Genomic DNA, 14,544 nt, shown 5'->3' on the forward strand with positions numbered 1-14,544 from the left:
GCCTGCTGCGGCGAGGGCTCCGCCGCTTGCGTGTCGGGTTGACGCTGTGGCGCCGGTTCGGACGGCGTGGCGGACGCATCGTGAAGCTGGCCCTGAGGGACTGGCCGGAGGTCGCCGAGCGCTCCGGCCTGACGCGGCGTGCGCGCGACCAGCACGGCGCCAGCGTTAGAGAAGTGCCTCTGGTTCGACACGTGGACCTCAACAACGGCAACGCGGTCCTGGAGGTCGAGCCAGTGGGTGGTTCCATCGCGGAGTACTCCGCGCGGGCTGCCGCGCTGGCGGGAGCGTTCGGCGCCGTGCGGGTGAGCATTGAGCCGGGTCGGTCACCTGGAATGGTGCGCCTGACAGTCGTCGACGCCGACCCCTTGTCCGACACGAGGGTGTCAACGAACCCGTACGTGGTGGGCGATGGCGTGCGCGTCGCGTTGGGGGTGTTCGAAGACGGTTCGCCATGGGAGCACGACTGGGTTGACGCCTCCCACGTGGCCCTCCAGGGTGCAACGCGCTCTGGGAAGAGTGTCATTACATACAGCTTGCTCGGGGGCGTCGCGGGCCGTGATGACGTGATCGTGACCGGCGTCGATCCTACGGGCGTCCTGTTTAGGCCCTGGCTGAATCACCCAGCTTCGGACCTGCGGGTCAGCGGGACGCGAGATATGTCAGCAGCAGCCGCAGTGCTTCACCGGCTGACCGAGATCGTGGACGCGCGAATTGCGGCGCTGGGTGACCGGGACAAGGTCGAGGCATTCTCGGCGGAGGAACCCTTGCTCTTGGTCGTGCTGGAGGAATACCCGGGGGTTCTCGCTGCTTCGATGGCGGAGGACGCAGGTCAGGCACGCAAGCCAGCTGAGCGGGTTCAACCCAGGATCAAGCGCAGTGTTCAGCGCCTCGTCCAGGAAGGGGCGAAGGTCGGGGTCAGAGTCCTCATCCTTGCGCAGCGCATGGACGCCGAGATCATCGGAGGCGCGGAGCGGTCGAACCTTGGTACACGCGTCTCGATGCGTGTGGATGCCCCGGAAGCGGTCCGAATGCTCCATCCGCAGGCACCGCAGGACGTGCCGGAGCGGATGACATATGCGAGCCCTGGCGTCGCATATGTGGATGTTCCTGGTCGTGGCGGTCGGTGGACGAAGGCGAATCTTATGGAGTACGGCGACTATCTCGCTGTCGTTCGGGGAGAGAACAAGAATGTGGTGCCGTCGTGATCGAGAAGAGAGGCGAGAAGGACTGCGAGGGCATGCTCAAAGTGTCCGACGTCGCGGCGGTCTTGAACGTGTCGACGTGGCAGGTTCGTCACCTCGTTCGTGGGAGGGGCCTGCCTGCCTACCGGGTCGGCGACCAACTCCGAATCGCACCCGATGACCTGAAGGCGTGGTTGGAGAGCAACCAGGAAGGCGGTACTGATGCCTGATCTGCGAGAGCGGCAGGTTGTCCTGACCCAGGGCGAGGTCGCGACTCTGCTCCGCGTGCCGGAAGGGACGCTGCAGGACCTCGCGCGACGTGGAGATGACAGCATTCCGCGTCCGTGGAAGGTGGGGCGGGCTTGGCGCTGGGCGGCCGACGACGTGTACGCGTATGTCGAGTCCCGCGGGCGGGTGACCTCTGCGTGAGCGTGACGAAGCGTACCCGCCTCGGAGTCGACGGTAGTGCCCGTGTCGTGTGGCGAGCGCGGGCCTGGACATATCCGCCTCATGGTGAGCGCAGGGAGGTCGAGAAGACGTTTAGAACGCGCCGTGAGGCCCTGGCCTGGGAGCGGGAGGCGGCCTTGTCGGCTCGTGGTCGAGACGTCGTGGTTGAACGGCTGCGGCTTGCGGACGCAGGGCTCTGGGAGCGGGCGGAGCCGGTGCTGCGGTCGCGTCTGTCTCCGAAGACTCTGGACCACTACCGCCGGGGGTACGCGGCGCGGGTGCTGCCGACACTCGGCGGGCTCGCGCTCGGTGACCTCGCGGTCGGGGACGTCGAGCGCGCGATGGCCTCGTGGGCTGCTGAGGGTGCGGGCCCGTCGACGGTCCGGCAGGCGCGTCTTGCGCTCAGTGCTGTCCTCAACGTCGCGGTCCGGGACGGGCTGCTTCGGGCGAACCCGGCGCGCGACGCTCGTCGTCCGGTAGGGGACTTGGCGGCTCGTCGGGCTCGTCGGGTCGGTCAGACCCTCACGCCGAGCCAGGTGCGGGCCCTGGTGGCTACGATCCGCCGTGTGGCGGGCGACCCGTACGCGACGATGGCGGATCTCGCGGCCGGGTCAGGGCTCCGGTATGGGGAACTCGCGGCGCTCCGGTGCGGGGACGTCGACACAGCGGCCGGGACGCTCCATGTTCGGCAGGCGGTCACGGAGGTGACGCGCGACGACGGTCCTGTGCCTGCGGGGCGCACCCGGGACGGCTCCCTCGTGTGGGGTGCACCGAAGGGTGGTCGGCAGCGTGTGACAGTCATCCCCGCGCACCTGCGGACGGTGTTGGCGTCGATGGTCGACGGCCGTCGATCGCATGAGCTGGTCTTCGTGTCGGTGCGCTCGGGGGAGGTGCCGCGTCCGATCCGGCGGAACACGTTCGCGCGGGCGACTCGCTGGACCGAGACGGTTCGAGGGCTCGGGTACCCGGGCTTTCGCATCCACGACCTGCGGGCGTGCTTCATCACGAACAGCCTCGCGGCGGGTGTGCCCCCGCACGTCGTCCGGGAGATGGCTGGGCACCATGACCTGACCGTCACGAACGGATACGCCCGGGCGCATGACGACGCGCTGACCAGGGCAGCCAAGCAGTTGGACGTGTGGTTCAAGACCGCGTGAAGGACCCCCGCTCAGCACGTCTGGCGGGCACCGTGGCGGGCACGAGGACGGGCCCGCAGTCAGAAATGAAGAGTGTGTGCGGCGATGTCAGCAACGAAAAGGGCGGCCTCGCATCAACGAGGCCGCCCTCTTTCGTGACGGTGCGCCTGAAGGGACTCGAACCCCCGACCTTCTGCTCCGGAGGCAGACGCTCTATCCACTGAGCTACAGGCGCGGGCGCCGACATCGACCGCAGAGCGATCGTTCGGCACGGTCACCGAGACTATCACCGCGGGGCCTCAGGTCGGAAACAGGAGGCGGAGGGCCGTCGTCGGGCCGATAGGATCGTCCGGTGACACCCGACGAGCTCTCCCGAGCACTCAGCGCTGCCCTCACCTCGGCCGTGGCCGACGGCTCCCTCGACCTGCCTGCCGACGCCGTGCCGGCGTCCGTGCACGTCGAGCGACCCCGGCAGCGCGAGCACGGCGACTGGGCGACGAACGTGGCGCTGCAGCTCGCCAAGAAGGCGGGTGTCGCACCGCGGGCGCTCGCCGAGGAGCTGGCGTCCCGGCTGGGCGCGACGCCGGGTGTCAAGGCGGTGGACGTCGCCGGGCCGGGCTTCCTGAACATCACGCTCGACGCCGCCGCCGCCGGCGAGCTCGCCCGCACGATCGTCGAGACCGGCGCCGTGTACGGCCGCACGGACGCGCTCGCCGACCAGACGATCAACCTCGAGTACATCTCGGCGAACCCGACCGGCCCGCTGCACATCGGTCACACCCGGTGGGCGGCGCTCGGTGACGCGATGGTCCGTATCCTTCGTGCCGCCGGCGCCGACGTGACGGCCGAGTACTACGTCAACGACGCCGGTGCGCAGATGGACCGCTTCGGCGGTTCGGTGCTCGCGCGGATCCGCGGCACCGAGGTGCCGGAGGGCGGCTATCGGGGCGAGTACGTCGCCGAGCTGGGGGCGAAGGTCCTGGCGGAGCACCCCGAGATCGTCGACCTGCCCGACGACGACGCGCTCGCGCTGGCCCGGGAGTCCGGCTACCGGGTCCAGCTCGCGGAGATCCGCGAGGTGCTGGAGTCCTTCGGCGTGCACTTCGACGTGTGGTTCTCCGAGCGTTCGCTGCACGAGTCGGGCGCGGTGGAGCAGGCGGTCGAGCGGTTGCGCGAACAGGGCCACGTCGACGACCGCGAGGGTGCGGTCTGGCTGCGCACGACCGACTTCTCCGACGACAAGGACCGGGTGCTCATCCGGGCCAACGGCGAACCGACCTACTTCGCGGCCGACGCGGCGTACTACCTGTCCAAGAAGGACCGGGGATTCCCGGGGAAGATCTACCTGCTCGGGGCCGACCACCACGGGTACATCAACCGCCTCAAGGCGATCTCCGCCGCGGCGGGGGACGACCCGGAGCGGAACATCGAGATCCTCATCGGGCAGCTCGTCTCCGTCGAGGGCGCCAAGCTCTCCAAGCGGGCGGGCAACATCGTCGAGCTGCGCGACCTCGTCGAGTGGATCGGTGCCGACGCGGTGCGCTACTCGCTGGCGCGCTACCCGGCGGACACCCCGTTGGAGCTTGCCGGCGAGGAGATGCTCAAGCAGTCCAACGACAACCCGGTCTTCTACGTGCAGTACGCGCACTCGCGCACCTGCGCGGTGGACCGCAACGCCGCGGAGCGCCAGGTCCGTCGTCACCACGACGACGGCGCGGACGCGTTCGACCCGGCGCTGCTGGACCATCCGACCGAGGCCGCGCTGATCGGCCGCCTCACGGAGTTCCCACGGATCGTCGCGCAGGCCGCGGAGCTGCGCGAGCCGCACCGCGTCGCCCGCTACCTGGAGGCGCTCGCCGCCGACTACCACAAGTGGTACGGCGAGTGCCGCGTCCTGCCGTACCCCGACGAGCCCGTCGAGGCGGTCCACCGCACCCGTCTGTGGCTCAACGACGCGGTGCGCCAGGTGCTCGCCAACGGCCTGGACCTGCTCGGCGTGTCCGCCCCGGAGCGGATGTGAGCGGCCTGGAACAGGCACCGACGTCGGCGCTGCCGACCGGCGGGCAGGGTGCGGCGGGCACGCCCTGGCCGTCGGGCGCCCGGCGTCGGACCGACGGCGAGCTCGAGGTCGCGGGCGTCTCGGTGAGCGGGCTGGCTGCCGAGCACGGCACCCCCGCCTACGTGCTCGACGAGGCGGACTTCCGGGCGCGTGCCCGTGCCTATCGCACCGCGTTCGAGGCCGCCTTCGCCGAGGTGGGCGCCGGCGTCGACGTCTACTACGCCGGCAAGGCCCTGCTGACCGTGGCGGTCGCGCGGTGGGCCACCCAGGAGGGTCTGCGGGTCGACACCGCCTCGGGCGGCGAGCTCGCGGTGGCCCTGCGTGCCGGCGTGCCGGGCACGTCGATCGGGCTGCACGGCAACAACAAGTCCGACGCCGAGGTCCTCGCCGCGCTCGACGCCGGGGTGGGCCGCCTCATCGTCGACTCGCTCGTGGAGATCGAGCGGGTGGCGGACCTCGCGGCGTCCCGCGGCGTGACCGCACCGGTGATGGTGCGCGTCACCACGGGCGTCCACGCGGGCGGGCACGAGTACATCTCGACGGCGCACGAGGACCAGAAGTTCGGTCTCGCGGTCGCCCCGGGGCCCGACGGCGGCACGTCCCCGGCGCTCGCGGCCCTGGAGGCCGTGGTGGCCCGCCCGGAGCTGGAGCTGCTGGGGATCCACTCGCACATCGGGTCCCAGATCCTCGACGCGTCGGGGTTCGAGGCGGCGGCGCGGGTCGTGCTGCAGCTCCGGGCGGACCTGGCTGCGCGGACGGGCGTGCTCGTCGGCGAGGTCGACCTGGGCGGCGGGTACGGCATCGCCTACCTGCCGGGGGAGGTGCCGTTGGATCCTGCGCGGATCGCGAAGGACGTGGCGGGCACCGTCGCGGAGGTCTCGGACGAGCTCGGTACGCCGCTGCCGCGGTTCTCGATCGAGCCCGGGCGGGCGATCGTCGGGCCCGCGGGTCTGACGCTGTACACCGTGGGGACGGTCAAGCCGGTCACCGTCTCGGAGTCGGACGCCGACGACGGCGGGACCACGTTCACCCGTCTGTACGTCTCGGTCGACGGCGGCATGAGCGACAACATCCGTCCCGCGCTGTACGGCGCCGACTACCACGCGGAGATCGTGGGGAGGGAGTCCGACGCCGGGCCGGTGCTCGCCCGCGTCGTCGGCAAGCACTGCGAGAGCGGCGACATCGTCGTCCACCAGGTCATGCTCCCCGGCGACGTGCGTGCCGGGGACCTGCTGGCGGTCGCCGCGACGGGCGCCTACGGGCGGTCGATGGCCTCGAACTACAACGCGCTGACCCGCCCGCCGGTGCTCGCCGTCGCCGACGGCGCCGCACGGGTCCTCGTACGGCGCGAGACCGTCGAGGACCTGCTCGCGCTCGACCAGGGCTGATCCGTCCTCACCATCCGGGACGGTGGCCCGCGGCAGGTCGGCCGCGGCTATCCTGAGCCACGTCCTCCCCGACCTCGACCAAGGTGGTTTCGTGCCTGCTGCAGCTGACCCGCCCACCGTGCCTGCACCGTCGGGCACCCCACGCGCCGAGGATCGTCCCCTGCGCGTCGCCCTGCTGGGCTGCGGCGTGGTGGGGACCGAGGTGGCGCGGGGCCTGCTGGAGAACTCCGCCGAGCTGTCCGCCCGCGCCGGGGCACCGCTGGAGCTCGTCGGCATCGCGGTCCGTGACGCGTCCCGGGAGCGCGAGGGCATCCCGTCCGGGCTGCTCACCGAGGACGCCGAGGCCCTGGTGGCCGAGGCCGACGTCGTCGTCGAGCTGATGGGCGGTATCGAGCCGGCCCGCACGCTCATCCTGCGGGCCCTCGAGCGCGGCGCGAGCGTCGTCACCGCGAACAAGCAGCTGCTCGCCGAGCAGGGCCCCGTCCTGTTCGAGGCCGCGGACGCGGCCCGGGCCGACCTCTCCTTCGAGGCGGCCGTCGCCGGGGCCATCCCGATCGTGCGGCCCGTGCGCGAGTCCCTGGCCGGTGACCAGGTCCAGCGGGTGCTGGGCATCGTCAACGGCACCACGAACTACGTCCTGGACGAGATGACCAGCCAGGGCCTCGATCTCGAGGACGTCGTCAAGCGCGCCCAGGAGCTGGGTTACGCCGAGGCCGACCCGACCGCCGACGTCGACGGGTACGACGCCGCGGCCAAGGCCGCGATCCTGGCCTCGCTGGCGTTCCACACGCGGGTGTCGATCCACCAGGTCGCCCGGGAGGGGATCCGGGCGATCACGCGCGACGACGTCGACTGGGCGCGGCGCACCGGTTACGTGCTCAAGCTGCTCGCGATCGCCGAGCGGACCTCGGAGGGCGTCGCGGCGCGGGTGCACCCCGCACTCGTGCCGACCGACCACCCGCTGGCGGCGGTGCGGGGGGCCTTCAACGCGGTGTTCGTCGAGGCCGAGTCCGCCGGTCCGCTGATGTTCTACGGCCAGGGTGCCGGTGGCCGGCCGACGTCGTCGGCGGTGCTCGGCGACCTGGTGTCCGCCGCGCGCGACCGGCTCGTCGGCGGCAAGGGACCGCGCGAGTCGGCCTATGCTTCCCTGCCGGTGCTGTCGGCGGACGCCGCCGTGACGCGGTACCAGATCCGCCTCGAGGTCGCGGACCGCACCGGCGTGCTGGCCCAGGTGGCCGGCGTGCTCGCCGACCACGGCGTCTCCATCGACACCGTGCGCCAGAGCGAGGCGCTGACGGCGTCGTTCGAGGCGGAACCGGCGTCCGAGCCCTCGGCCGAGGTCGAGCCGGAGGAGACCGAGCCCGTCGCGCGCCTGGTCATCACCACCCACGCGGCGCGCGAGGCGTCGCTGGCCGCCACCGTCGCGGCCCTGGACGGGCTCGATCCCGTCCGCCAGATCACGTCCGTCCTGCGAGTCGAGGGAGTCTGAGATGCCGGCACACCAGTGGCGGGGTGTCATCACCGAGTACGCCGACCGCCTGCCGGCCCACGTCACCGAGAGGATCGTGACCCTGGGGGAGGGCGGTACCCCGCTCGTCCCCGCGCCCGCGCTCTCTGAGCGCACGGGTGCCGAGGTGTACGTCAAGGTCGAGGGCATGAACCCGACGGGTTCGTTCAAGGACCGGGGCATGACGACGGCGATGTCCGCGGCGGCCGGCCGCGGGGCGAAGGTCGTCGTGTGCGCGTCCACGGGCAACACCTCCGCCTCGGCGGCGGCCTACGCGACCCGGGCGGGGATGACCTGCGCGGTGCTGGTGCCGGACGGCAAGATCGCGATGGGCAAGCTGAGCCAGGCGATCGCCCACGGCGCGAGGCTGCTCCAGGTCGACGGGAACTTCGACGACTGCCTCGTGGTCGCGCGCAAGCTCGCCGAGGCCTACCCGGTCGAGCTCGTGAACTCGGTGAACCCGGACCGCATCGAGGGCCAGAAGACGGGTGCGTTCGAGGTCGTCGACGCCCTCGGGGACGCCCCGGACATCCATGCGCTGCCGGTGGGCAACGCCGGGAACATCACGGCCTACTGGAAGGGCTACCGCGAGTACGCGGGCGTGCCCACCAGCGACGAGGGCCCGGGCGCGGCGCCGCAGGCCGTCGCCACCCGCACCCCGGCGATGTGGGGCTTCCAGGCGGCGGGCGCGGCCCCGATCGTCAAGGGGCACCCCGTGGACCCGGAGACGATCGCCACGGCGATCCGGATCGGCAACCCGGCCTCCTGGGCGCAGGCCGAGGCGGCGCGCGACGACTCCGGCGGCGTCATCGAGGCGGTCTCCGACGACCAGATCCTCGCGGCGCACCGGGTGCTCTCGGCCGACGTCGGTGTCTTCGTCGAGCCGGCGTCCGCGGCCGGCGTCGCGGGCGTGCTCGCCCGTGCGGAGCGCGGCCTGGTGCCGGCGGGCGCACGGATCGTGATCACGGTGACGGGCCACGGCCTCAAGGACCCGCAGTGGGCGCTGCGCACGCTCGACGGCGGCGAGGTGACCCCGACCCGCGTCACGGCCGACGTCGTGTCGGTGGCCGACGCGCTCGGGCTGGAGTGAGATGAGGCTCGGCGCCGACCACGTGCTGGTCCGGGTCCCCGCCACCAGCGCGAACCTCGGCCCCGGCTTCGACGCGATGGGGCTCGCCCTGGGGTTGCACGACGAGATCGAGGTCCAGCTCGTCGCGAGCGACGACGTGCGGGTCGAGGTCGTGGGAGAAGGCGCCGGGGAGGTTCCCGACGGCGCCGAGCACCTCGTGGTGCGGGCACTTCAGCACACGCTCGAGGCAGCGGGCGCACCACTGACGGGCGTGCACCTGCGCTGCACGAACCGCATCCCCCACGGCCGTGGTCTGGGGTCGTCCGCCGCGGCCGTGGTGTCCGGGATCGTCGCCGCCCGCGGGCTGCTGGCCGACCCGCACGCCCTGGACGCGCGGGCCATGCTCAGCATCGCCACCGCGTTCGAGGGGCACCCGGACAACGCCGCCCCCGCGCTGCAGGGTGGTGCGACGCTCGCATGGTCCGGCGCCGACGGGCCGCGGGCGGTGAGTCTCGAGGTCGACCCTCGGATCCGTGCGACGGTGCTGGTCCCCGAGGCGCGGCTCGCCACGAGCCGCGCGCGCGGTGTGCTGCCGCAGCAGGTCCCGCACGCCGATGCGGCCTTCACGGCGGGTCGGGCGGCTCTCCTCGTCGAGGCGCTCGCACGACGGCCTGAGCTGTTGCTGGACGCGACGGAGGACAGGCTCCACCAGGACTACCGCGCCGAGGTGATGGCGTCGACGACCGAGCTCGTGCGGGCCCTGCGGGCCGAGGGTCTGGCGGCCACCGTCTCCGGTGCGGGCCCGACGGTGCTGGTCCTGGCCACCGCCGAGCAGGAGCCGGCGCTCGACGCGTTGCTGGGTGAGCTGCTCGGCGGCGGGCGTGACGGCGCCACGGACGGTGGCTGGAAGGTCGGTCGCCCGGCGATCGATGCGACCGGAGCGACATGTCGCAGCGTCGGCCCGTAGCGGACCCTGAAAGTGATAGCATGAGGCAAGCCTTCGGGATCGACCACGACGGCACCCACCCCACACTGCTCCGCGCGAGTTCGCGCGTCGTGGCAGTCCGAGGAGTGTCAGGCCGCGGCGGCAGCGTCAACGTCACCGATATCCCGTGCAGAAGGCCGACAGCAACCTCGTCAGCCGACGTCGTCGTACCACTGACGTGAGGTTCCGCGTCCAGGCGCCCCCTGTGCCCGGACGCCCACCACCCCGGCCCGAGCGGTTCACCCCGCCGGACCGCATACGAGGGGGAAGGGTCCTTCGTGACGAACTCCAACGACAACCTGAGCTCGATGAAGCTTGCCGAGCTCCAGGCGCTCGCGTCCCAGATGGGCGTCAAGGGCACGAGCCGCATGCGCAAGGGCGACCTTGCCGAGACCATCCGGGCTCGACGCAGCGGTGGCGCCGGAGCTCCGGCGGCCGAGTCCCAGCGCTCGTCCCAGCGACAGCCCGCCACCGAGCGCCCCGCCACCGAGCGTCCCGCTGCTGCGACCGTCGAGCAGGCGCCGTCCGCCGCTCCGGTCGCCGCGGCGACCGCCGGCGCGACGGCGGTCCGGACCGACGCCCCGACCGAGTCCGGCCAGCGACGTCGTCGCGCCACCCGGCCGACCGGGTCCACCGGAGAGGCGGGGGGCCGGTCGGGCGAGCAGACCGGCGAGAGCAGCGTCGACCGGGAGGCGCGGCTCGCCGAGCTCGCCGACGCCGTGGCTGCCCCTCGCGAGCGCGGTCAGCGTCAGCGCGGCGAGCGTCAGTCCGGCCAGAACGCCCACCAGGGTGGGCAGCAGCCGGCACAGGGCTCCGAGCAGTCGGGCCAGGCCGGCCAGTCGGCGCAGTCCGGGTCCGAGGACCGCGGTGCCGGCGGCCAGAACGACCGGCAGCGCGCCGACCAGCAGGACCGCAACGGGTCCCGTCGCCGTCGCGGGCGTGACCGTGGCCGCGACCGCAAGCGCGGCCGCACCGGTGGACGCGGACCCGGCGCTCCCGACCTGGGCCCGGAAGAGGTCGTCGACGTCCGCGAGGACGACGTCCTGCTGCCCGTGGCGGGCATCCTCGACATCCTCGACAGCTACGCCTTCGTGCGCACGAGCGGCTACCTGCCCGGCCCGAAGGACGTGTACGTCTCGCTCAACCAGGTCCGCAAGGCGGGCCTGCGCCGCGGTGACGCCGTCGTCGGTGCGATCCGTCAGCCCCGCGACGGCGAGGAGCCGCCCGCCGGTGGCAGCCAGACGGGCAAGAACGTGCGCAGCAAGTTCGCGGCGCTCGTGCGCCTGGACACCGTCAACGGCATGACGCCGGACGAGGCGCGCCAGCGCCCGGAGTTCACCAAGCTGACGCCCCTGTACCCGCAGGACCGGCTCCGGCTCGAGAACCCCGAGGCGACCCGGCTCACCCCCCGCGTGATCGACATCGTCGCCCCGATCGGCAAGGGTCAGCGAGGCCTCATCGTCTCGCCCCCCAAGGCCGGCAAGACGATCATCATGCAGCAGATCGCGAACGCGATCACGGCCAACAACCCTGAGGTCCACCTCATGGTCGTGCTCGTCGACGAGCGCCCCGAAGAGGTCACCGACATGGAGCGCACGGTCAAGGGCGAGGTCATCGCCTCGACCTTCGACCGCCCCGCCTCGGACCACACGATCGTCGCGGAGCTCGCGATCGAGCGCGCGAAGCGCCTCGTGGAGCTCGGCCAGGACGTCGTCGTGCTCCTCGACTCCATCACGCGTCTCTCGCGGGCCTACAACCTGGCCGCGCCGGCGTCGGGCCGCATCCTGTCCGGTGGTGTCGACGCCGCGGCGCTCTACCCGCCGAAGAAGTTCTTCGGCGCTGCCCGCAACATCGAGGAGGGCGGTTCGCTGACGATCCTCGGTTCTGCGCTCGTCGAGACGGGCTCGAAGATGGACGAGGTGATCTTCGAGGAGTTCAAGGGCACCGGCAACATGGAGCTGCGCCTGTCCCGCAACCTCGCCGACAAGCGCATCTTCCCGGCCGTCGACGTCAACGGTTCCGGCACGCGGCGCGAGGAGATCCTGCTGTCGAAGGACGAGCTCGGGATCGTCTACAAGCTGCGTCGTGTCATGGGGGCGCTGGACCAGCAGCAGGCGATCGAGCTCCTGCTGGGTCAGCTCAAGAAGTCCAAGACCAACGTCGAGTTCCTCCTGCACGTGCAGAAGACGACGCCGGCAGGGCTCTCGGACGGGGACCCGGGCGAGACCATCTGACGTCACACCGGGAACACGCCCTGGCGCGCACGCGTTCTGGCACAATGGTTCGTCGGTCGACCGGTTCACGGCTCGCGGTCCTGCGAGGCGACCCGGCGGCATCACACCAAGGAGCATCATGAAGTCGGCTATCCACCCCGAGTACGTCACGACCGAGGTCACCTGCACCTGCGGCAACACGTTCACGACCCGCAGCACCGAGAAGTCGGGCAAGATCTCGGCCGACGTGTGCAGCGCCTGCCACCCGTTCTACACGGGCAAGCAGAAGATCCTGGACACCGGTGGCCGCGTGGCCCGGTTCCAGGCGCGCTACGGCAAGAAGTAGCACCCCGCACAGCGCCGGTGGTCCGCCCGACAACCTCTCCAGGGGCAGTCGGACGTCGGACCACCGGCGCTGTCGTGTCTCCCCGCCCACCGGTCCCCACGACGAGAGAGAAGAGCCGACGTGACCGAGGACTTCGCGGTGGCCGAGCCGTTGCTGGCCGAGCACGCCGACATCGAGCGCGCGCTCGCCGACCCTGCGGTGCACGCCGACGCCGCCCGGGCGCGGACGCTCGGCCGGCGGTACGCGGAGCTCAACCAGGTCGTCGGCGCCTACCGGGCGTGGGCGTCCGCGCGTGACGATGCCGCGACGGCCGCCGAGCTCATCGAGATGTCGGGCGACGACGCACCCGAGCTCACGGCCGAGCTGCCGGCACTGCGCGAGGCGGAGTCCGACGCCGCGGAGCTGCTGCGGCGCGTGCTGGTCCCGCGCGACCCCGACGACGGTCGCGACGTGATCCTCGAGATCAAGGCCGGCGAGGGTGGGGACGAGTCGGCGCTCTTCGCCGGCGACCTGCTGCGCATGTACCTGCGGTACGCCGAGCGCCGCGGCTGGAGCACCCAGGTCCTCGAGTCCACGGGGACCGAGCTCGGCGGCTACAAGGACGTCCAGGTCGCCGTGAAGTCCAAGGGTGTGCTGCAGGACCCCGGCGACGGGGTGTGGGCCCACCTCAAGTACGAGGGCGGCGTCCACCGCGTGCAGCGCGTGCCCGTCACGGAGTCGCAGGGACGCATCCACACCTCCGCAGCAGGCGTGCTCGTGTTTCCCGAGGTCGACGACCCGGGCGAGGTCGAGATCGACCCGAACGACCTGCGCATCGACGTCTACCGTTCGTCCGGGCCGGGCGGGCAGTCGGTGAACACCACCGACTCGGCGGTGCGGATCACCCACCAGCCCACCGGGATCGTGGTGTCCATGCAGAACGAGAAGTCGCAGCTGCAGAACAAGGAGCAGGCGATGCGCGTGCTCCGGGCGCGGCTGCTGGCCGCCCGGCAGGAGGAGGCCGCCGCCGCCGCGGCCGACATCCGCCGGTCCCAGATCCGGACGGTCGACCGCTCGGAGCGCATCCGCACGTACAACTTCCCGGAGAACCGGATCGCGGACCACCGCACGGGCTACAAGGCGTACAACCTCGACCACGTGCTCGCCGGGGACCTCGACCCCGTGGTGCGGTCGGCGATCGACGCCGACGAGGCGGCCCGGCTGGCCGCTGCCGGCGATGCCTGAGGCGGGGCCGAGCAGGGCGGCGGTGGACCAGCGCCCCACGGCGCTGCTCCGTACGGCGTCTTCCACCCTCGCGGCCGCCGGCGTCCCGTCCCCGCGCGTCGACGCCGAGGTCCTCCTGGCGCACGTCCTCGGTGTCGACCGTGCGGAGCTCCGCCGTCTCGCCGTGCTCGACGACCCGGTCGGGAACAAGGGGTCCGACGGCGGCACCGGGGACAGTGCACCGGTCGCCGAGGTCTTCGCGCGCCTCGTCGAGCGGCGTGCCCGGCGAGAACCCCTGCAGCACCTGACGGGCCGCGCCGCCTTCCGGTACCTCGAGCTCCACGTCGGTCCCGGGGTCTTCGTGCCCCGGCCCGAGACGGAGGAGGTCGCCCAGGTCGCCGTCGACGCGGCCGTCGTCTCCGTGCGCGAGCGCGGCAGCGCCGTCGTCGTCGACCTGTGCGCCGGGTCGGGTGCTATCGCGCTGGCCGTCGCGACCGAGGTCCCGGGGGCGTCGGTGCACGCGGTCGAGCTCGACGAGCAGGCTCACTCCTGGGCCGCGCGCAACGTCGCGAGGCTGTCGCCCGGCGGAGCGGCGTCGGTCGTGCACCTGGTGCGCGGCGACGCGCGCACCGCGCTGGGTGCGCTCGACGGCACCGTCGACGTCGTCGTCTCCAACCCTCCGTACGTGCCCCCGGGTGCGGTGCCGCACGACCCCGAGGTCGCGGACCACGACCCGCCCGTCGCCCTGTACGGGCTGGGCGGCGACGGGCTCGAGGTGCCGCGCGGCGTGACGGCGGCGGCCGTCCGTCTCCTGCGTCCGGGCGGGCTCTACGTCATGGAGCACGCCGAGGTGCAGGCCGAGGCCGCCCGCTCGATGGTGGCGGCCGCGGGCTTCGCCGAGGTGCGGACCCGGCAGGACCTCACGGGGCGGCCGCGCATGGTGGTCGGCAGGGCCCCCGGGCGTGCGCCGGGCGACGTGCGAACCGTGACAGACTGGGGCGTGTGAGCAG

At 72.3% G+C, this 14,544-nt stretch carries 13 protein-coding genes and 1 tRNA gene; 13 read left to right on the forward strand and 1 reads right to left on the reverse strand.

What is annotated here, in order from left to right; genetic code table 11:
* Positions 1 to 80 precede the first annotated feature (80 nt).
* The 4 genes from HDG69_RS11245 to HDG69_RS11260 all read left to right on the forward strand — a co-directional run bounded on the left by HDG69_RS11245 (position 81) and on the right by HDG69_RS11260 (position 2,785).
* Complete coding sequence (locus HDG69_RS11245) at positions 81 to 1,205, forward strand: FtsK/SpoIIIE domain-containing protein (RefSeq protein ID WP_171783858.1); 1,125 nt, start codon at positions 81 to 83, stop codon at positions 1,203 to 1,205.
* Positions 1,202 to 1,411 (forward strand): helix-turn-helix domain-containing protein, encoded by a 210-nt coding sequence (locus tag HDG69_RS11250; RefSeq protein WP_171783859.1) that lies wholly within the window; start codon positions 1,202 to 1,204, stop codon positions 1,409 to 1,411. Before HDG69_RS11245 ends, HDG69_RS11250 begins: the two co-directional genes overlap by 4 nt.
* Positions 1,404 to 1,610 carry a helix-turn-helix domain-containing protein gene (locus HDG69_RS19685; protein ID WP_171783860.1) on the forward strand — a complete coding sequence of 69 codons (207 nt, stop codon included), beginning with the start codon at positions 1,404 to 1,406 and terminating at the stop codon, positions 1,608 to 1,610. Before HDG69_RS11250 ends, HDG69_RS19685 begins: the two co-directional genes overlap by 8 nt.
* 179 nt (positions 1,611 to 1,789) lie before the next feature.
* Complete coding sequence (locus HDG69_RS11260) at positions 1,790 to 2,785, forward strand: tyrosine-type recombinase/integrase (protein ID WP_171783861.1); 996 nt, start codon at positions 1,790 to 1,792, stop codon at positions 2,783 to 2,785.
* Positions 2,786 to 2,926: 141 nt separating this feature from the next.
* On the opposite strand, the gene HDG69_RS11265 is transcribed toward HDG69_RS11260, so the two are convergent.
* Positions 2,927 to 2,999 (reverse strand) — tRNA-Arg (locus HDG69_RS11265).
* 117 nt (positions 3,000 to 3,116) lie between these two features.
* Between HDG69_RS11265 and argS the strand changes: the two genes are divergently transcribed.
* The 9 genes from argS to prmC all read left to right on the forward strand — a co-directional run bounded on the left by argS (position 3,117) and on the right by prmC (position 14,540).
* On the forward strand, positions 3,117 to 4,784 hold the full coding sequence (gene argS / locus HDG69_RS11270) for an arginine--tRNA ligase (RefSeq protein WP_171783862.1): 1,668 nt from the start codon (positions 3,117 to 3,119) through the stop codon (positions 4,782 to 4,784).
* Between the two features lie 5 nt (positions 4,785 to 4,789).
* The gene (gene lysA / locus HDG69_RS11275) at positions 4,790 to 6,211 is read left to right on the forward strand and encodes a diaminopimelate decarboxylase (RefSeq protein ID WP_246256596.1); all 1,422 of its coding nucleotides are present in this window, start codon (positions 4,790 to 4,792) and stop codon (positions 6,209 to 6,211) included.
* A 118-nt stretch (positions 6,212 to 6,329) separates the two neighbouring features.
* A complete protein-coding gene (locus HDG69_RS11280) occupies positions 6,330 to 7,700 on the forward strand; it encodes a homoserine dehydrogenase (RefSeq protein ID WP_171784050.1) in 1,371 nt (456 codons plus the stop codon).
* A 1-nt stretch (position 7,701) separates the two neighbouring features.
* Complete coding sequence (gene thrC / locus HDG69_RS11285; RefSeq protein ID WP_171783863.1) at positions 7,702 to 8,808, forward strand: threonine synthase; 1,107 nt, start codon at positions 7,702 to 7,704, stop codon at positions 8,806 to 8,808.
* Position 8,809: 1 nt separating this feature from the next.
* Positions 8,810 to 9,754 (forward strand): homoserine kinase, encoded by a 945-nt coding sequence (thrB, locus tag HDG69_RS11290; protein ID WP_171783864.1) that lies wholly within the window; start codon positions 8,810 to 8,812, stop codon positions 9,752 to 9,754.
* A 296-nt stretch (positions 9,755 to 10,050) separates the two neighbouring features.
* Entirely contained in the window at positions 10,051 to 12,006 is a 1,956-nt protein-coding gene (gene rho, locus HDG69_RS11295; RefSeq protein ID WP_343036392.1) for a transcription termination factor Rho, read from the forward strand.
* 118 nt (positions 12,007 to 12,124) lie between these two features.
* Entirely contained in the window at positions 12,125 to 12,331 is a 207-nt protein-coding gene (gene rpmE / locus HDG69_RS11300) for a 50S ribosomal protein L31 (protein WP_171783865.1), read from the forward strand.
* A 120-nt stretch (positions 12,332 to 12,451) separates the two neighbouring features.
* Positions 12,452 to 13,555 (forward strand): peptide chain release factor 1, encoded by a 1,104-nt coding sequence (gene prfA / locus HDG69_RS11305; RefSeq protein ID WP_171783866.1) that lies wholly within the window; start codon positions 12,452 to 12,454, stop codon positions 13,553 to 13,555.
* Positions 13,548 to 14,540, forward strand: coding sequence for a peptide chain release factor N(5)-glutamine methyltransferase (gene prmC, locus HDG69_RS11310; protein WP_171783867.1), 993 nt, complete (start codon positions 13,548 to 13,550; stop codon positions 14,538 to 14,540). Before prfA ends, prmC begins: the two co-directional genes overlap by 8 nt.
* Positions 14,541 to 14,544 lie beyond the last annotated feature (4 nt).

Source organism: Isoptericola halotolerans (genome assembly GCF_013149785.1).
Taxonomy (GTDB): domain Bacteria; phylum Actinomycetota; class Actinomycetes; order Actinomycetales; family Cellulomonadaceae; genus Isoptericola; species Isoptericola halotolerans.